Source organism: Micromonospora sp. CP22 (genome assembly GCF_009712475.1).
In the GTDB taxonomy this organism is placed as follows: domain Bacteria; phylum Actinomycetota; class Actinomycetes; order Mycobacteriales; family Micromonosporaceae; genus Micromonospora.
Genome location: NZ_VCJO01000011.1, coordinates 21438 through 39814, shown reverse-complemented (window position 1 = coordinate 39814; position 18377 = coordinate 21438). Strand labels below are relative to the sequence as shown.

General features: G+C 71.1%; 14 protein-coding genes. 10 read left to right on the top strand and 4 right to left on the bottom strand.

Going from position 1 to position 18377, the window contains the following annotated elements; genetic code table 11:
- Positions 1–77 precede the first annotated feature (77 nt).
- The 7 genes from FF096_RS18355 to FF096_RS18325 all read left to right on the top strand — a co-directional run bounded on the left by FF096_RS18355 (position 78) and on the right by FF096_RS18325 (position 10180).
- On the top strand, positions 78–1406 hold the full coding sequence (locus FF096_RS18355; protein WP_309223545.1) for a Gfo/Idh/MocA family oxidoreductase: 1329 nt from the start codon (positions 78–80) through the stop codon (positions 1404–1406).
- A gap of 23 nt (positions 1407–1429) precedes the next feature.
- A complete protein-coding gene (gene uxaC / locus FF096_RS18350) occupies positions 1430–2857 on the top strand; it encodes a glucuronate isomerase (protein WP_309223544.1) in 1428 nt (475 codons plus the stop codon).
- 52 nt (positions 2858–2909) lie between these two features.
- Positions 2910–4211 (top strand): enolase C-terminal domain-like protein, encoded by a 1302-nt coding sequence (locus FF096_RS18345; RefSeq protein WP_155220147.1) that lies wholly within the window; start codon positions 2910–2912, stop codon positions 4209–4211.
- A complete protein-coding gene (locus tag FF096_RS18340) occupies positions 4202–5692 on the top strand; it encodes a mannitol dehydrogenase family protein (protein ID WP_309223543.1) in 1491 nt (496 codons plus the stop codon). The genes FF096_RS18345 and FF096_RS18340 overlap by 10 nt, the downstream gene beginning before the upstream one ends.
- Positions 5693–5757: 65 nt before the next feature.
- Positions 5758–6912: a Gfo/Idh/MocA family oxidoreductase gene (locus tag FF096_RS18335; protein WP_309223542.1), complete on the top strand. Its 1155-nt coding sequence runs from the start codon at positions 5758–5760 to the stop codon at positions 6910–6912.
- Between the two features lie 217 nt (positions 6913–7129).
- Positions 7130–8521 carry a polysaccharide lyase family 1 protein gene (locus tag FF096_RS18330; RefSeq protein ID WP_155220143.1) on the top strand — a complete coding sequence of 464 codons (1392 nt, stop codon included), beginning with the start codon at positions 7130–7132 and terminating at the stop codon, positions 8519–8521.
- 90 nt (positions 8522–8611) lie between these two features.
- Entirely contained in the window at positions 8612–10180 is a 1569-nt protein-coding gene (locus tag FF096_RS18325) for a polysaccharide lyase family 1 protein (protein ID WP_155220141.1), read from the top strand.
- A 78-nt stretch (positions 10181–10258) separates the two neighbouring features.
- Here FF096_RS18325 and FF096_RS18320 read toward each other — a convergent pair whose 3' ends face one another.
- Positions 10259–11068 (bottom strand): hypothetical protein, encoded by an 810-nt coding sequence (locus FF096_RS18320; RefSeq protein ID WP_155220139.1) that lies wholly within the window; start codon positions 11066–11068, stop codon positions 10259–10261.
- A 111-nt stretch (positions 11069–11179) separates the two neighbouring features.
- On the opposite strand from FF096_RS18320, the gene FF096_RS18315 reads away from it, so the two are divergent.
- Positions 11180–13978, top strand: coding sequence for an AAA domain-containing protein (locus FF096_RS18315; RefSeq protein WP_155220137.1), 2799 nt, complete (start codon positions 11180–11182; stop codon positions 13976–13978).
- A gap of 53 nt (positions 13979–14031) precedes the next feature.
- On the opposite strand, the gene FF096_RS18310 is transcribed toward FF096_RS18315, so the two are convergent.
- Together FF096_RS18310 and FF096_RS18305 are read right to left on the bottom strand one after the other, a co-directional pair.
- A complete protein-coding gene (locus tag FF096_RS18310) occupies positions 14032–14964 on the bottom strand; it encodes an HNH endonuclease (RefSeq protein ID WP_309223541.1) in 933 nt (310 codons plus the stop codon).
- 231 nt (positions 14965–15195) lie between these two features.
- A complete protein-coding gene (locus FF096_RS18305; RefSeq protein ID WP_155220135.1) occupies positions 15196–15528 on the bottom strand; it encodes a hypothetical protein in 333 nt (110 codons plus the stop codon).
- Positions 15529–15587: 59 nt separating this feature from the next.
- Here FF096_RS18305 and FF096_RS18300 point away from each other — a divergent pair, with 59 nt between their 5' ends.
- Entirely contained in the window at positions 15588–16310 is a 723-nt protein-coding gene (locus FF096_RS18300; protein ID WP_155220133.1) for an HD domain-containing protein, read from the top strand.
- A 47-nt stretch (positions 16311–16357) separates the two neighbouring features.
- On the opposite strand, the gene FF096_RS18295 is transcribed toward FF096_RS18300, so the two are convergent.
- Positions 16358–16894 carry a hypothetical protein gene (locus FF096_RS18295; protein ID WP_155220131.1) on the bottom strand — a complete coding sequence of 179 codons (537 nt, stop codon included), beginning with the start codon at positions 16892–16894 and terminating at the stop codon, positions 16358–16360.
- A gap of 159 nt (positions 16895–17053) precedes the next feature.
- Here FF096_RS18295 and FF096_RS18290 point away from each other — a divergent pair, with 159 nt between their 5' ends.
- Complete coding sequence (locus tag FF096_RS18290) at positions 17054–18265, top strand: MalY/PatB family protein (protein WP_155220128.1); 1212 nt, start codon at positions 17054–17056, stop codon at positions 18263–18265.
- Positions 18266–18377 lie beyond the last annotated feature (112 nt).

Here is an 18377-nt window from a genome sequence, read left to right as displayed (position 1 = left end):
ACCGTCGTTGACGCGAGCCAATCGACCGTGGTTACTTCGGTGCAAAGGTTTGCAGAGAGATCGAGGAGGATCGCTAGGTGTCACCGCAACCTGGCAGACGGGCACGGCACGCCGTGGTCGGCACCGGCGCCCGCGCCGAGATGTTCGTCCGGGCGCTGGTGCGCGACCACGCCGACACCGCCGAACTGGTCGCCTTCGCCGACGTCAACCAGGCGCGGATGGACGCCCACAACCGGTGGCTCGGCGAGCTGGGCCACCGGCCGGTGCCGACGTACCACGCGGACGACTTCGCCGCGATGCTGGTCAAGGAGCACGTCGACGTGGTGCTGGTGACCTCGGTGGACGTCACCCACGACGCGTACGTGGTGGCCGCCCTGGAGGCCGGCTGCGACGTGGTCACCGAGAAACCGATGACCACCGACGCACCGCGCTGCCAGCGCATCCTCGACGCGACCCGGCGTACCGGGCGGCGGGTGACGGTGGCCTTCAACTACCGCTACAACCCGCTGCACGAGCAACTGCGCCGGCTGCTGGCCGAGGGCGCGGTCGGCGAGATCGGGTCGGTGCACTTCGAGTGGCTGCTCGACGTACGCCACGGCGCCGACTACTTCCGCCGCTGGCACCGCGACAAGGCCAACTCCGGCGGTCTCATGGTGCACAAGGCCAGCCACCACTTCGACCTGGTCAACTGGTGGTTGGACGCCACACCCGTGCAGGTGTACGCCGCCGGCAGACTGTTCTTCTACGGCGACACCGGTCGGCGGCACGGCTACGCCCGCGACTACGACCGGGCGCACGGCTGCCCGGCCGCCGACGACGACCCGTTCGCATTGCGGCTGGCCGAGCATCCCCGGCTGCGCGAGCTGTACCTCGACGCCGAGGCCGAGGACGGCTACCACCGGGACCGCAACGTCTTCGCCCCGGGGGTCAGCATCGAGGACGACATGGCGGTGCTGGTCACCTACTCCAGCGGGGCCACGATGACCTACCACCTCACCGCGTACGCGCCCTGGGAGGGCTACCGGGTGATGGTCAACGGCAGCCGTGGCCGCCTCGAACTGGAGGTCACCGAGAGCGAGTTCGTCAGCCCGGCCGCGGCGGGCGCGCTCAAGGGCGCCGCGCTGCACGGTGACCAGGCCGCCGAGGAGGGCGGCGCCGCCACGCTGACCCTGCGTCCCTTCTGGTCACCGCCACGACGCATCGAGGTCGACGGGTACACCCGCCACGGGCACGGCGGGGCCGACGCCCGGATGACCCAGGTGCTGTTCGGCGGCGTACCCGATCCGCTGCACCGCGCCGCCAGCGCCCGCGACGGCGCCCTGGCCCTGCTCACCGGCCTGGCCGCCAACCGGTCCTTCGACACCGGCGCCCCGGTACGGGTCGCCGACCTGCTCACCCTCGACTGACTCGACCACAGGAGCCGCTTTCCGTGCCCACCTCGACCAGACCCGACCTGCTCCTCCCCGCCGAGCCGGGCCAACGCGCGCTGGCCCGGGAGCTGTACGCGCTGGTGGCGCAGTTGCCCATCATCTCCCCGCACGGGCACGTGGACCCGACACTGCTGGCCGAGGACCAGCCCTTCCCCGACCCGTCCCAGTTGCTCATCGTGCCCGACCACTACCTGACCCGGATGCTGCTCAGCCAGGGCGTCCCGCCCGGCGAGCTGGGCGTACCCAGCCGCGACGGCAGCCCGGTGGAGACCGACGGGCGACGGATCTGGCGTCGTTTCGCCGACCACTGGCACCTGTTCCGCGGCACCCCGTCACGGCTGTGGCTGGAGCAGACCTTCACCGAGGTGTTCGGCGTCGACACGCGGCTCACGCCGAGCACCGCGGACGAGGTCTACGACGCCCTGGCCGCCCGGCTCGCCGAGCCCGGCTTCCGCCCCCGGGCGCTGTTCGAGCGGTTCAACATCGAGGTGCTCGCCACCACCGAGTCACCCCTGGACGACCTGGGTCGGCACGCCAAGCTGGCCGCCGACGGCTGGGGCGGGCCGGGCGGACGGGTGGTCACCACCTTCCGCCCCGACAACGTGGTCGACCTGGACTTCGAGGGCTGGTCGGCGAACGTCGACCAGCTCGGCGAGATCACCGGAGAGGACACCGGGACGTACGCCGGCTATCTGGCCGCCCTGCGCGCCCGCCGGGCCGCCTTCATCGCCGCCGGTGCCACCTCCTCCGACCACGGCCACCCGACCGCCCGGACCCTCGACCTCGGTGCCGACGCGGCGACGCTGTTCGACCGGGCGCGGCGGGGCGTGGCCGAGCCGGGTGACCCGGAGGCGTTCCGCGCGCACATGCTGCTGGAGTTCGCCCGGATGTCGCTCGACGACGGCCTGGTCATGCAGCTGCATCCGGGGGCGGTGCGCAACCACAACCGGTGGTTGTACGCCCGGCACGGCCGCGACGTGGGCGGCGACATCCCGCAGGTCACCGAGTACGTGCACGCCCTCGCCCCGCTGCTGGACGCCCACGGCAACGACCCTCGGCTGCGGGTGGTGCTGTACACCCTCGACGAGGACACCTTCACCCGGGAGCTGGCACCGCTGGCCGGTGGGTACGCCGCCCTGCTGCTCGGTGCCCCCTGGTGGTTCCTGGACTCCCCCGAGGTGCTGCGCCGCTTCCGCGAGGCGGTGACCGAGACCGCCGGTTTCTACAACACCGCCGGGTTCGTCGACGACACCCGCGCGTTCTGTTCCATCCCGGTCCGCCACGACGTGGCACGCCGCATCGACGCCGGTTTCCTGGCCCGGCTGGTCGCCGAGCACCGGCTGCCCATGGACGAGGCCGCCGAGACCATGGTCGACCTCGCGTACCGACTGCCGAAGCGGGTCTTCAAGTTCGGGGAGACGTGGTGAGCGCCAGGAGCGCAGTGCGGCGAGGCCCCGCAGTCGCGAACGGAAGGCAACAATGACCATCATCACCGACGTCACCGTGCACGATGTACGGTTCCCCACCGCCGCCAGTGGTGACGGCTCCGACGCGATCAACCGGGGCGACTACTCGGCGACGTACGTCGAGCTGAGCACCGACGGCGAACCGACCGGCGCCGGCTTCACCTTCACCAACGGCCGGGGCAACGAGATCACCTGCGCGGCGGTCGACGCCCTGGCCCACCACGTACGGGGACGCGACGTGGCGGAGATCGCCGCCGCGCCGGTGGCGTTCTGGCGCTCGCTCGCGGCCGACGTGCAGTTGCGCTGGCTGGGGCCGGAGAAGGGGGTCATCCACATGGCCACCGGTGCCCTGGTCAACGCGGTGTGGGATCTGCGGGCCAAGCTGGCCGGCAAACCCATGTGGCGTTACCTGGCCGAACTGCCCACCGACGAGTTGGTGGCCAACGTCGACTTCACCCACATCACCGACGCGCTCACCCCCGACGAGGCCGCCGCGATCCTGGACAAGGGGCGCGACGGGCTCGCCGACCGCCTCGGCCTGCTGGACCGCGACGGCTTCCCGTCGTACACCACCTCGGTGGGTTGGCTCGGCTACCCCGACGACAAGGTCCGGGCGCTCACCCGGGACGCGTACGCCCAGGGGTGGCGGGCGATGAAGATGAAGGTCGGTGGGCCGCCCGCCGACGACCTGCGGCGGGCCCGGATCATCCGGGCGGAGATCGGCCCCGACGCGCTGCTGATGATGGACGCCAACCAGGTGTGGGACGTCGACGAGGCGATCACCAACATGACGGCCCTCGTCGAGGTGGACCCGTACTGGATCGAGGAGCCGACCCACGCCGACGACATCCTCGGCCACGCCCGCATCGCCCGCGCGATGGAGGAGCTGACCGGCGGGCGGTGCCGGGTCGCCACCGGGGAGGTGGCCGCGAACCGGGTCATCTTCAAACAGCTGCTCCAGGCCGAGGCGATCGGCGTGATGCAGATCGACGCCTGCCGGGTGGGCGGGGTCAACGAGGTGCTCGCCGAGATCCTGATGGCGGCGAAGTTCGGGGTGCCGGTCTGCCCGCACGCCGGTGGTGTCGGCCTCTGCGAGTACGTGCAGCACCTGGCCATCTTCGACTACCTACGGGTGGGCACCAGTCTGGAGGGACGGATGATCGAGTACGTCGACCACCTGCACGAGCACTTCGTCGACCCGGTACGCACCCGCGACGGGCGCTACCTGCTGCCCACCGCGCCGGGCTACAGCGCCACCATGCGTCCCGAGTCGATCACCACCTTCCGCTTCCCGGACGGCCCGGCGTGGCGGTGACCGTGGGCGCGTCCCGGCTCGGGTTGGACGTGGTACGCCGGTTACCCGCCGAGGCCCGCCCACTGATCCGTCCAGGCACGGTACGCGCCGGAGTCGTGCACCTCGGGCTGGGCGCGTTCCACCGCGCCCACCAGGCCGTCTACACCGAACAGGCGATCGGGCTGGCCGGTGGCGACTGGGGCATCGTCGGCGTGGCGCCCCGCAACGCGACGCTCGTGGAGACGCTGGCCGCCCAGGACAATCTGTTCAGCGTCAGCACGCTCTCCGCTGACGACCGGCGTACCCGGGTGGTCGGGTCGCTGGCCGGGGTGCGACTGGCCGCCGCCGACCCGCAGGCGGTGGTGGCGCTGCTGGCCGACCCGGCGATCCGGGTGGTCACCCTGACCGTGACCGAGAAGGCGTACCAGCTCGACCCGGCCGCGGGCACGCTACGTCCCGACGCCGACCTGGTCGCCGACCTGACCACCGACCGGCCGCCGGTCACCGTGCCGGGGCTGCTGGTCCGTGGGCTGCTGGCCCGTGCGGCCGCCGACGCCGGGCCGATCGCCCTGGTCAGCTGCGACAACCTGCCCGCCAACGGCCGCCGGCTACGCGGCCTGGTCACCCAGTGCATGGCGTACGCGGACACCCCGGGACAGGTGGTCGACTGGGTCGGGACACAGGTCGGTTTCCCGGGCACCATGGTGGACCGGATCGTCCCGGCCAGCACCCCGGAGACCCTCGCGGCGGCCCGACACGCGCTCGGCGTGGAGGACCTCGCGGCGGTGGCGGCCGAGCCGTACACCCAGTGGGTCATCGAGGACGACTTCCCCGGCGGTCGTCCCGCCTGGGACCGTGCCGGGGCGGTGCTCTGCGCGGACGCGGGCCCGTGGGAGCGGTTGAAGCTGCGCGCCCTCAACGGCGTGCACTCGGCGACCGCCTACCTCGGTGCGTTGGCCGGCCGCGAGACGATCGCGGACGCCCTCGCGATGCCGCATCTGGGCGACGTGCTGCGCCGGATGATCGCCGAGGACGTGGCCGCCAGCTTCGCCCCGCCCGACGGGGTGGACGTGGTCGCCTACGGCGAGCAGGTGCTGGAACGCTTCGGCAACCCGGCGATCCGGCACCGCACCCTCCAGGTGGCGATGGACGGTTCGCAGAAGCTGCCGCAGCGTGTCCTGCACACGATCGCCGACCTGCGCGCGGCCGGACGGTCGGCGCGCTGGGCGGCGCTCGTCGTGGCCGCCTGGATCCGGTTCAGCCAGGGCAGCGCCGACGACGGCAGCGCCCTGCCGCTGGACGACCCGCTGGCGGAGGTGATCCGCGCGGCCCTGGCCGCCGCGCCGCAGACCCCGGCCGGGGCGGTGGACGCGATCCTCGGCCTCGACGAGGTCGTCCCACCCGAGGTCGCCGCCGACGAGCAGGTCCGGGCCGACCTGGTGGCGTGGCTCACCGACCTGCACCGCCACGGCGTACTCCCCACCCTGTCCAATGCGGTATGACGGTAAGGAAGGGCACCTTGTTAACGCCTGCGGTAGAGGAAGGGGCCCCTATTAACGTTCCGCGCGTGGCGCTGGTCGGGGCGAACGGGCACGGTCGCTGGCACCGTCGGGTGATCGGTCGGTTGCACGACGAGGGTCGGGTACGGCTGGCCGCGCTGGTCGACACCAATCCGATCGAGCCGGAACCGACGGCTCCGGTCCCGGCCGACGTCCCGGTGTTCACCGACCACCGCGCGATGCTCGCCGACGTCTCGCCGGACGTGGTGGTCATCTGCACTCCACCGCACACCCACCTGCCGATCGCCCGGGAGGCGGTGGCCGCCGGAGCGGACGTGCTGCTGGAGAAGCCACCGGTGCTGTGCACCGCCGAGCACGAGGCACTGACCGCCGCACTGGGCAGCACCGGGCGGGTCGTGCAGGTCGGTTTCCAGGCACTCGGTTCGGCGGCGCTGACCATGTTGACCGACGCGGTGTCGGCGGGACGGCTGGGTGCGGTCACCGGCATCGCCACGGTGGCCGCCTGGCAACGCCCGGACGCCTACTACGCCCGCGCGCCCTGGGCCGGGCGTCGCCTGCTCGACGGGCGTCCGGTGCTCGACGGAGCCTTGGCCAACCCCCTCGCCCACGCGGTGATGCAGTGCCTGGCGGTCGCCGAGGCGGTCGGTGGTGGCCCAGTGGAGCCGGTCAGCATCGAGGTGGAGCGGTACCGGGTCCGGCCGATCGAGGTGGACGACACTGCTGTGCTGCGGGTACGGCCGCGTCTCGGACCGCCGATCGTGGCCGCCGTGACCCTCGCCGGCGAGGACTTCATCGCCGGTGAGGTGATCGTCACCGGGGATGCCGGTCGGGCGGTGCTGGAGTACCCGACCGACCGGTTGCGGCTGCCCGGTGAGACCACCGCCGGTGAGGTGCCCGGCCGCCGTGGGCTGCTGGAGAACCTGCTGGCTCATCGGGCCGATCCGCAGGTGCCGCTGATCGCGCCGCTGGCCCGGACCGCGCCGTTCACCGCCGTGCTGACCGCGTTGCAGGCGTCGCCCGAGCCGACGCTGCTCGACGGTGATCTGGTGGAGAGCGTCGGTGTCGGTCCACAACGGGTCCTTCGGGTGCGTGGCGTGAACGAGGTGCTACGTCAGGTGGCCGATCAGGGTCGGTTGCCGTCGGAACTCGGCGTGCCCTGGGCGATTACCCCTTGGCACACCGACCTGACCGGGCAAGAATAGGAGGCGTCGCCGCAACAAACTGCAAACTCTCCGATCCACACAGGACCAGAGACAATGCGATGAACAGCGGTTTCCCGACCACAGCCCGTCGGGACGATGCCACCCGACAGCATTTACTGCAACAAATCTGCACATCCATAATATTGACCACAATAAAAGCACGACCGTAACCTTCGAGGCTAATAGGAAACAGCGACGAAGGAAACGGAACGAACCGATGCGCAGACTTGCCGCCATCGCGACATCGATCACTATCGCCTTGAGCGCCGCGCCCGCCGCTGCCCTGGCCCGACCGGCCAGCCATCCGGACGCCACCGACGGCAGCCAGCTCCAGCGGGGTGCCTCGGCACCCCTGTCACCGTTGGCCCGCCAGCTGGGCCGACAGACCCTGCCAACCGGCGACGGCTGGGCAGCCGCCGGGCCGGGCACCACCGGAGGTTCCGCCGCCTCGGCCGACCAGATCCACGTGGTGAGCAGCCGCGCGGAACTGGTCGACGCGCTCGGCGGGGACAACGCCACCAACGCGACGAACGACACCCCCAAGATCGTGTACGTCAAGGGCCGCATCGACGGCTTCGAGACTGCCGACGGCCGACTGCTGTCCTGTACCGACCTGGCCGACCCCGGGTACTCGCTGGAGGCGTACCTGGCCGCGTACGACCCGGCGGTCTGGGGTCGGGTGACGCCGAGCGGGCCGCTGGAGGAGGCGCGGGTCCGGTCGGTGACCAACCAGACCCGGCAGACGCAGATCAACGTCGGCCCGAACACCACCATCGTCGGGCTGCGGGGGGCGCGGCTGACCGGGCTCACCCTGATGATCGACCGGGCACCGAACGTCATCGTCCGCAACCTCACCTTCGACGATGCCCGGGACTGCTTCCCCGCCTGGTCCCCCACCGACGGCGAGGCCGGCAACTGGAACTCGCAGTTCGACCTGCTGTCGGTACGCCGCAGCGAGAACGTCTGGATCGACCACAACACCTTCACCGACGGGGACAACCCGGACAGCGCCCAGCCGCTGTACTTCGGACGGCCCTACCAGGTGCACGACGGCGCGTTGGATATCACCCACACCGCCAGCCTGGTCACCGCCTCGTGGAACCGCTTCGTGGGGCGGGACAAGCTGATGCTGATCGGTTCGTCCAACACCGTCGGACCAGACGTCGGCCGGCTGAACGTCACCCTGCACCACAACCTCTTCGACGGCGGGCTCCAACGGCTGCCTCGAGTCCGCTTCGGTCAGGTCGACGTCTACAACAACGCCTATCGACTCGGCGGTGACGGCTTCGAGTACGCCATCGGCGTCGGCGTCCAGTCCGCGGTGCACGTCGAGAACAACCACTTCACCCTCGGCACCGGCGTCGACGCCGCCGACCTGCTCTACGACTGGGGTGGCACCGCGATCACCACCCGGGGCAACTGGGTCGATCCGGCGGGCGGGCTGCCCCGCCCGGTGGACCTGGTGGCCGCGTACAACGCCGCACACGACCCCGACCTGAGCCCCGACGCCGGTTGGACGCCCTCGTTGCGGCACGGACCGGTGCTGCCGGCTCCGCTGGTGCCGCTGGCGGTCGGTTCCCTCGCCGGCGCCGACCGCCTCCCGCAGTAACCCAGGTGTTAACAGGGGACCCCTGCTCTACCTCAGGCGTTAGAAGGGGGCCCTTCCTTACGCCACCACCGACAAGGAAGTGAGATCAGGATGAGACGAACGGTCACACTCCGACTCCTCGCTGGGATGGCCGCCACCGCCACGACAGCCGCGCTCTGCGTGACCCTGACGACGATGCCGCAGGCGTCCGCCGCAGTCGGCAGCGCCACCGGTTTCGCGAGCAGCAACGGTGGCACCACCGGCGGCTCCGGCGGGCAGACCGTACGCGCCACCACCGGAACCCAGATCCACGCGGCCCTGTGCAACCGGGCCAGCAGCAGCACCCCGATCATCATTCAGGTCGAGGGAACCATCAACCACGGCAACACCAGCAAGGTGTCCGGTTCGAGCTGCAACACCGCCGCCGACGTGATCGAACTCAAGCAGATCAGCAACGTCACCATCCTCGGCGTCGGCAACGGAGCCCTCTTCGACCAGATCGGCATCCACATCCGCGAGGCCCGGAACATCATCATCCAGAACGTGACGGTCCGGAACGTCAAGAAGTCGGGCTCGCCCACGTCCAACGGTGGCGACGCCATCGGCATGGAGGCCAACGTCCGCAACGTCTGGGTCGACCACGTCACGCTGGAGGCGTCCGGCGGCGAGTCGGAGGGCTACGACGGGCTGTTCGACATGAAGAACAACACCCAGTACGTGACGCTGTCCTACAGCATCCTGCGCAACTCCGGCCGGGGTGGGCTGATCGGGTCCAGCGAGAGCGACCTGTCCAACGGGTACGTCACGTTCCACCACAACCGGTACGAGAACATCGACTCCCGTACGCCGCTGCTGCGTGGCGGCATCGCCCACATCTTCAACAACCACTACGTACGCCTCAACGAGTCCGGCATCAACTCCCGGGCCGGTGCGCGCGCCAAGGTGGACAACAACTACTTCCAGGACGCCAAGAACGTGCTGGGCACCTTCTACACCAGCGCGGCCGGCTACTGGCAGGTCAGCGGCAACATCTTCGACAACGTGACCTGGTCGAGCCGCAGCGGCGACACCAACCCGGCCGGGCCCAACCCGACCTCCAACACCAGCGTCAGCGTCCCGTACTCGTACCACCTCGACTCGGCCAGCTGCGTGCCGAGCATCGTCAGCCAGACCGCCGGAGCGAACAAGGGCATCCGCACCTCGAACGGCAACTGCACGCCGCAGAGCCCGACCGCCGGGCCGACCAGCCCGACGCCGGGGCCGACCAACACCACCCCACCCCCGAGCAGCAGCCCGACGCCGAGCCAGCCCAGCGGCCCCAACCTCAGCATCGGCGCCGGCTCCGACGGCTCCAGCAAGGCCAGCGGCACCAGCTACGGCGACGTGCGCGACGGCAACATGAACACCGCCTGGTCGCCGAACGGCACCACCGGACAGATCTCGATCAAGTGGGGCTCCGCCACCACGGTCTCCCGGATCAACATCCGTGAGGCGTCCGGCTCCGACGGCACCATCCGCAACTGGCGGGTCCTCAACCACGACACCGGCGCGGTGCTGGCCTCCGGCACCGGCGCGGGCGTCATCAGCTTCGCCCCGACGTCGATGCGCAAGGTGACCTTCGACATCACCAGCTCGACCGGCACCCCGAGGGTCGCCGAGTTCGAGACGTACGCCAACTAGCGCACCAACCCGGCCGTCCCCCGGGACAGCACGCCCGACCTGGTGGGGCCGTCGACACCCGACGGCCCCACCACCGCACTAGCTGTCGTACGGCGGCGACACCTCGTCGTTCCAGGAACGCCTCACGTAACCCCCGGTGAGATCCTGGAGGTGCAGAGTGACGTCGATCAGGGTGTTGGTCTCCTGGAGCACCTCGTCGAGATCGTCGAAGGTGACCTGGAACCGGCGGTCGTAGGCGGCCATCTCCGGAATGCCATAGTCCTCGGCGACCTCGGCGGCCTCGATGGCGATCCGTGGCCCCGCCTCGAAGGTCACCTCCAGTTGGGGACCGTCATCCCATTGCACGGTGAGTCGGTCGTTCTCCTCGGCCACCACCATCGACCTCAGGCGCTGCGCGGCGTCGGCGAGGGTGGCGGGGCCGGTGAAGTAGACCCGGATGCCATCGCGCGGCCAGAGGTGCGACGAGACGGGCCCCTCCTCGAACAGCACGTCGACCGCGGCGCCGATGCTGGACTCAGCTTCGGTCAGCGGCACACCCAGTTGCGAGACGTGGGCGACGAGGCCCGTCGCGTCCGCCACCACGTGCCCGATCCGGTAGGTGGTCCGGACGAACCACTCAGCATCCGCGCCACTGTGCCAGAACGGCAGGTTGACGGCCGCCTCACCAGACCGGTAGCGCACCGTGATGCCGCTGGCCTGGTGCGTCAGCGTGCGGTTCGGGCCGTCCTCGCCCAGCACCACCTCGCCGACGACGTCCCGTACGCCGGAGACGATGGCATCCCACGCCTGAGAGTCGGACGAATCACCCGTGTCCTTCCGTTCGCCGTCCGACGCCTTCAGCGAGGACTCTCCAACGGGATCGGGTAGCAGGAGGAGATCAAGAGTCATGGCCGTCAGGCTAGCCAGGGCCTGTGTCAAATTCGGTCACCGCCGGTCGTGGACAGCGGCGAGGTGGACGGGGGTCCCGGGCGGGACCAGGTAGGGCAGAATCTGCGGGCGATGCACGCGGCGGCCATCCTCACCGCGCTCGCCGACCTGGCCCCGGCCGGTGCCGAGCGGGTCCTCGACGTCTCCGGGCCCGGTCGGCCGCTGGTCTGGCTGCCGGAACCGCACCGGGGTCCACGTAGCGCACGACTGGACCGGCTCGCCGCGCTCGACGCCCTGCACCGCGACGAACGGATCCTCCGCCTCGGACTGGCCTTCCTCGTCGGCACCGCCGACCTGGACGGCACCCGGCGACGGATCCGGCTGCCGCTGCTGGCCCAGCCGGTACGCCTGCAACGCAGCCGACGCGGGTACCGGGTCGTGCCGGCCGGTGACCTCGAACTGACCTCGCTGATCGAGGATCGGGAACTCGCCGCCCGGCTGGAGGCCGCACCGGGGCTCGCCGGACCCGGCTGGTTGACCGCCCCCGGCACCACCGCCTGGATCGCCTCGGCGGCCGAGGCCGCCGGCGTGAAGGTGGCCACGGTCCAGACGCGCCCGCCGCGCGGCGTCGACGACGATGTCACCGGGGTGGCCGCGGCAGCGATCTTCGTGACCCGCGACGTGTTCGCCGGTCGTCTCCGCGACACCCTGTTGAGCTGGGCGGGCCGACCCGGGCTGGCGGACACCGCCCTGAACCGGCTCTACCTCGGCACCGACGGCACCGCGCAGGCCCCGAGCACAGCCGATCTCACCGACGCGGACGACGTGCTGTCGCCCCTGCCGCTGAACGCCGCCCAGCAGGACGTGATCCGCCGGACCAGGACGGCACCCGTGGTGGTGGTCTCGGGTGCCCCGGGCAACGGCAAGAGTCACGCCCTGGTCGCCGCCGCGCTGGACACCGTGGCGCGCGGCGGATCGGTGCTGGTGGCCACCCAGTCGACTCACGCCGCCGAGGTGCTGGGGGAACTGCTGCGCCGACATCCGGGCCCACCACCTGTGCTCTTCGGCGATGCCGAGCGGCGCGGGGCCATCGCCACCGAGCTTGCCGGTGGCGTCGCAGTCGGCGTGGACGACGCCCAGCTGCGCCGGGACAGCACCGCCGTGTCGACCGCCCTGGACCGGGTCACCGGAACCCGAGCGGGCATCGTCGCCGCGCTCGAGCAGGAACGGCTCGCCGCCACGCTCTCCGACTGGCAGCCGCTGCTGCCCGCGCTGAGCCACGACGCTCCGGCGGTGTTCGAGCCGGACACCGACCTCGCCGCGATCCGCGCCGCCCTGCACGACGCCAGCCGCGACGGCGACGGCTGGTGGTCCCGGTGGCGTCGGTCGCACGCCACCCGCCGACTCCACCGGCTCACCGGCGCCCGCACCGACGTACCGTTACCCCAGCTACGGGCGGCGGTGGACGCGGCACACGCCGTACGGGCCGCCGCCCGGTTGTCCTCGCACGGCGGCACCGACCTGGCCGCCGCCTGGCGGGCGCTGGCCGAAGCGGACGTCGCGCTCGCCGAGGCGGTCGGCACGGCGTTGCGGAACCAGACCGCCAGCGCACGACGGTGGACCGGGGATGCCCGGCGCGCCGCCAGCGGCCTGGGCACCGCACTGCGGGCCGGACGCAACCGCCGCCGGGAACTGCTCGCCGCGCTGGACGCCGACGCCCTGGTCCGGGCGTTGCCGCTGTGGGTGGGCACGGTCGCCGACGTCGAGGACCTGCTGCCACCGGCGGCCGGCATGTTCGACCTGGTGGTGCTCGACGAGGCGGCGCACATCGACCAACTGCGGGCCGCCCCGGTGCTGGCCCGCGCCCGCCGGGCTCTGGTCGCCGGTGATCCCCGGCAGTTGCGGTTCGTGTCGTTCGTGTCCGACGCGGACGTGACCGCCACGCTGCACCGGCACGGTCTGGCCGGCTTCACCGACCGACTCGACGTGCGCCGGGCGAGCGCCTTCGACGTGGCGGCCGGTGCCGCACCCGTCACCTGGCTCGGTGAACATCACCGCTGCGCGCCGCACCTGATCGGATTCTCCGCCCGCCGGTTCTACGACGACCGGCTGGAACTGGTCACCCGGCACCCGGGCAACGAACGGGCCGACGCCATCGACGTGGTGACCGTCGCCGACGCCACGGTGGTCGACGGCGTCAACCAGGCCGAGGTGGCGACCGTACTCGGCCTGGTTGACGCCCTCGCCGACCGACCCCCACCGGGCGGCGTCGCAGTGATCAGCCCGTTCCGCGCCCAGGCCGACGCGGTGGAGGCGGCACTGCTGTCGGCGTACGACGTCGACGCGATCGAACGGTTGGGCCTGCGTACCGGAACGGTGCACGCGTTCCAGGGCAGCGAGGCCGACGTGGTGATCGCCACGCTCGGGCTGGTCGACGCCGACCCACCCGCACGCCACCGGTTCGTCGCCGAGCCGAACCTGTTCAACGTCATGGTCACCCGGGCCCGGAAGCGGCTCACCGTGGTCACGTCGCTCCAGGCCCCGGAGGGCATCATCGGCGACTATCTCCGGTACGCCGAACAACCGCTGAACGCCACCGAGCCGGAACCCACGCCGCCCGCCCCATGGGCGAACGCTCTCGCGGTCGAGCTGACCCGGATCGGGCTGGACGTACGACCCGGCTACCCCGTGGGCCGCTGGCGGGTCGACCTCTGCGTCGGCGACGACGGCCCGGTCGGTCTGATGTGCGGAGTGCATCCGGACGGCGTGACCGCGCACGTGGAGCGGCAGCGCACGCTCATCCGGGCCGGTTGGCGGCTGTACGACGCGTTCGCCAGCACCTGGGCCCACGACCCGATCCGCGCCGCCCTCGACCTAGCCACCCGCATCCGCGACGACGCTCGCCGACAGCCGGATCCGACCGGTTCTTGACGTACTGCCAGGTGGCCAACCAGGCGGCCGGCGTGGCAGGTCAGCAACCGCGATCAGACGGCTTTGAAGACTGTGTCGAGGTGCCACTCAAGGTATTCGGCGTTGGGTCGGTCGCTCCGCCGCTCCGGGAGGGCGATGGACGTACCTGCCCTGGCGTAGAACTGGTCGCCATTACCGAATTCACTGCGCAATCGAGGGCTGACCATCAATCGGAACTTGGGGTCCACGCCAAGATATCCCCGATCGAAGAGGATATGCACGTCCGACTTAAGCAGCAGGCCGTTGTCGATCCGGTGCTCCCCGCCCTGCGGCAACGGCCGGATGTGAGCCGCCTGCAACACCGGCTGGACCTTGTTGCCGGTGATGGCGCAACGCCGCCCATAGGCACCCAGCACCACGGCTTTGAACGACTGCTGACCAAGGCGCTGCGGCACCAGGCGCGGATCACCGTACACCGGCCCAGGACGATGCCAGGGCTTACTGAAGTCCACTTCGATAGCCGCCCCCAGCACGCGGTGCAACAGGACGTCGAAGTACTCGGCCGCGGACGGGTCAGCGAGGTCGTACGTCTTGCCCTGCACCACGTTGGACGCGAAGCCAGGTGGTGGGCCAGCCGCCGAGCCATCGGGGAAGAAGACACTGTCGCGGACGAAGATGCAGCCGATGACCGGATCCTCATCGAGCCCGATCGGCTGCTTGCGGTACCGACCGACGCTACGACGCATTTCGTCCAAGCTGGCGACGCCGTTGGCCTCGCCGAACAGCTCCCACGCCTCGGAGATCCTCAGCCGAGCGAAACCGCTGAAGAAGCCTCCGCCAACCACCTGATTGAGCGGGTAGTGCGCCTTGAAGAAGAAGGGCTCGCCGGGCGTCAGGGCACGAAAGCCGCCGCCGGAGGGCCGCCAGAAGTTGACCTCGTTCAGGGTGGGACGTGCCGCCAGGAACCGGTACCACTTTTCGTCCGTCACGCCGACAAAAGCCTTCACATCGGTCAGACTGCACCGGCTCTGATCTCCCCGCTACCCTCCCAACGGTCGGTTCTCGACGGACGCCGACGTCTGGGCTCCCGCAGCCAGCGACCCGCGCCGTGGTGTCGAGCGCAGTTTGCAGCCGACCGGGGGTGGTCCGCCGGTTGTCGACCGCCCTGATTGTGGGCGTCCATTGCTCGGCCACGGGAAGCATCGGCCACGTGTCGATGAGGGATCGCTCGATGGTGGTCACGGGCAGCCCTTGTCGTACCAGCACCGACGGCGGGGCGAGGGTGAGGTGGCGGCGTCGGTGGAGTCGGACTCCGGGCCAGCTTCGCAGGCCGCTGGCGTGCTCACGTGCAGCAGGTCCCCGGCTTGTTGTCGGTGCAGCCCCCACACGTCGAGGGCCGTGAGGTGGCTGAGTGCGCCGCGCCCGCGAAGCCAGGCCGCGACCGCACGGCGACCGAGTGGCGGGCCGATCCGGCTGAGTGGCGGGACGCTCTGGGGCTTGGGTGGGAGGCGCTGGTCCTTGAGCGGGGGCGCTGCGGCGAACACCTCAGGGGCGGCGTGGCGGACAGCCACACCGCCACGCTCAAGGAGCTGCAACTGCGGGGGGTGGGGGGATTGGGTATAAGGGACGGATGGAATTGCCGCCTTATCTGGCCAGTATGCCGATGCACGCGATCACCGAGATGCACGGCGAGGTCGGGTTGCGGGAGCGGTTCCGGCTGGAGATCCAGCGCTTCGACAGCGCCGAGCGGCAGCGGCTCGACGAGGCGTTGGAGCTGGTCACGCGGCTGCATCGCGACGATCGCCGGTCCCGGGAGCCGTACGTCAATCATCTGCTCCGGGTGTCGATCCGGATGCTGCACCACTACCAGGTGCGCGACGTCGACGTGATCGTCGCCGGGCTGCTGCACGACGCCGTCGAGGACCACCCGGGCGAGTTGGTGGGGGGCGAGGGAGCGGCTGGGGATCTGGCGATTGGGGCGTTGGCGGTGCTCGCGGAGCGGTTCGGGCCACGGGTGGCGCGTCTGGTGGGCGCGGTCACCAACCCGCCGTGGGATCCCGGGCGTGACCGGTACGAGCAGTACCGCGAGCATGTCGCCGCCAGTCTCGAACGGGAACCCTGGGCACGGGTCATCAAGATCTCCGACTTCACGGACAACGGCGTCGGGGTGATCCATTCCGTCGGCCCGAAGGTCGAATCGTCGGCCCGGAAGTACCGCCCGTTGCTGCCGGTGTACCGCGACCTCGTCACCCGGGCCGACACTCCGCTGTCCGAGGCGGTCAAGCAGCACATCCTGGACCAGCTCGACCTGGCCGAGCAGCGGTTCAGCGCCATCCTCGACCAGCCGGTCTGAGACACGCGCCGGACCTGTTGGGATCGGGCCGGGCAAACCCGGGGTGGTCAGCGGTCGGCGCGCGGAGCGGGTGTGAGGTTGAGTCTGCTCACCAGGAGGTCGGCCTGGGCCACCGAGCCGCCGCCGACGCCGAGTCCACCACGGGCGGCGCGGTAGAAGTCGTCGCGTGCCTTGTTGGCCTGGTGCAGCAGGGCGGCCCGGTCGACGTCGGTGTGCTCCTCCCGGGCCAGTCGTTCGACCGCCCAGACACTGTCCCGCCAGGCCCGCGCCGCGGTCACCGTCGGCGCGTCGCCGAGCAGCAGCACGTTCTCCCAGGCGAGCGTGTGCCGGAAGTCGGCCTCCGCCAGCTCGGCGAGGGCGACGTCGCGATCGAGGTAGCCGCCGGTCGCTCGGCTGGCGATGGTGTGCGCCTCCTTGAGCGCCCGCGCGAACTCGACGTACGCGTCGAGTCGCCGCTCGTCCCATCGCACGGTCTGGTTCCGTCGCCACCGTGAACGGTCGGCCAGCGAGGTGGCGACGATCGTGCCGATGGTGCCGACCAGCACGCCGAGGAGTGCCGGTAGCTGTGCCGTGATGCCCTCCATGGCCGGACAGCCTGGCAGCCTCCGGCAGGCGGTGTCCAACCACCGGCGGCGGGACGCCCGGGGGTCGAGCAGTTGCGTACGATGCGATGATTCCTGGGCCTCGGTGGCAGGCTGGGATCTCGACGTAGGTGAGGACCGCCGGGTGAGGTGGAGCTGTCGATGGTGAATCCGCTGACCCAGTTGTCCCTGGCCGAGTTGCGCCGACGCACGAGCGTCAAGTGGCGGCTGTACGCCGAGGACGTGCTGCCCCTGTGGGTGGCCGAGATGGACGTGCCGTTGGCCGCGCCCGTCGCGGAGGCACTGCACGACGCGGTCCGACGCGGCGACACCGGATACGCCTATGGGACGGCGTACGCGGAGGCGCTCGGCGACTTCGCGGCCCGACGGTGGGGTTGGTCCGACCTGCCGGTCGGCCACGTCACCGTGGTGCCGGACGTGATGCTCGGCATCGTCGAGGTGCTGCGGCTGCTGACCGACCCCGGCGACGCGGTGGTGTTCTGCTCCCCGGTCTACCCACCGTTCTACGCTTTCGTCAGCCACGCCGATCGGCAGGTGATCGAGGCACCGCTCGGTGCGGACCGGCGGATGGACCTGTCGGTGTTGGACGAGGCGTTCCGCCGGGCACGCGCGGGCGGTCGCCGCGCGGTGTTCCTGCTGTGCAACCCCCACAACCCGACAGGTGTCGTCCACCGTCGCGACGAACTCGAAGCGGTGGCCGAGCTGGCCGGTCGGCACGGGGTACGGGTGGTGGCCGACGAGATCCACGCGCCGCTGGCGCTGCCCGGGGCACGGTTCACGCCGTACCTCACGGTGGCCGGGGCCGAGGACGCGTTCGCGGTGCTGTCCGCCTCGAAGGCGTGGAACCTGGCCGGGCTGAAGTCGGCGCTGGTGGTGGCGGGCCGACGCGCGGTGGCGGACCTGCGGCGGATGCCGGAGGAGGTCGGCCACGGGCCGAGCCACCTGGGCGTCATCGCGCACACCGCCGCCTTCCGCGACGGCGGCGACTGGCTGGACCGTCTCCTGGCGGGTCTCGACGGCAACCGCAAGCTGCTCGGGACGCTGCTGGCCCGGCATGCCCCGACCATCGGCTACGACCCGCCCGAGGGCACCTATCTGGCCTGGTTGGACTGCACCGACCTGGGCATCGACAGCGGGCCGGTCGGCGACGAGCCCGGCGTGGTGACCGACATCGCCGGGCCGGCGGGGTTGTTCCTCGACCGGGCACGGGTGGCGCTCAGCTCCGGGCACGTCTTCGGCACCGGCGGCACCGGCTTCGTCCGGCTCAACTTCGCCACCTCCCCGGAGATCCTGACCGAGGCGGTGACCCGGATGGGCCGCGCCGTCGCCGAACACCAGGCGGCGACCGGCTAGCGGCGTCAGCATCGACGGGTCGGAGCGAGGGGGGTCTTTGGCGGTCGCTGCGGCGCCCAGGATCGCACCCTGGCTGCACCGACCGGGACGTCCCAGGCCATGACCAGGAGGT

What these genes read in the sequence shown, in the direction of transcription:
- FF096_RS18330 (WP_155220143.1), top strand. Translation starts at nt 7,130, where the DNA reads ATGCGCAGACTTGCCGCCATCGCGACATCGATCACTATCGCCTTGAGC.
- FF096_RS18315 (WP_155220137.1), top strand. Translation starts at nt 11,180, where the DNA reads ATGCACGCGGCGGCCATCCTCACCGCGCTCGCCGACCTGGCCCCGGCC.
- FF096_RS18295 (WP_155220131.1), bottom strand. Translation starts at nt 16,894, where the DNA reads ATGGAGGGCATCACGGCACAGCTACCGGCACTCCTCGGCGTGCTGGTC.
- FF096_RS18325 (WP_155220141.1), top strand. Translation starts at nt 8,612, where the DNA reads ATGAGACGAACGGTCACACTCCGACTCCTCGCTGGGATGGCCGCCACC.
- FF096_RS18300 (WP_155220133.1), top strand. Translation starts at nt 15,588, where the DNA reads ATGGAATTGCCGCCTTATCTGGCCAGTATGCCGATGCACGCGATCACC.
- FF096_RS18320 (WP_155220139.1), bottom strand. Translation starts at nt 11,068, where the DNA reads ATGACTCTTGATCTCCTCCTGCTACCCGATCCCGTTGGAGAGTCCTCG.
- FF096_RS18345 (WP_155220147.1), top strand. Translation starts at nt 2,910, where the DNA reads ATGACCATCATCACCGACGTCACCGTGCACGATGTACGGTTCCCCACC.
- FF096_RS18290 (WP_155220128.1), top strand. Translation starts at nt 17,054, where the DNA reads ATGGTGAATCCGCTGACCCAGTTGTCCCTGGCCGAGTTGCGCCGACGC.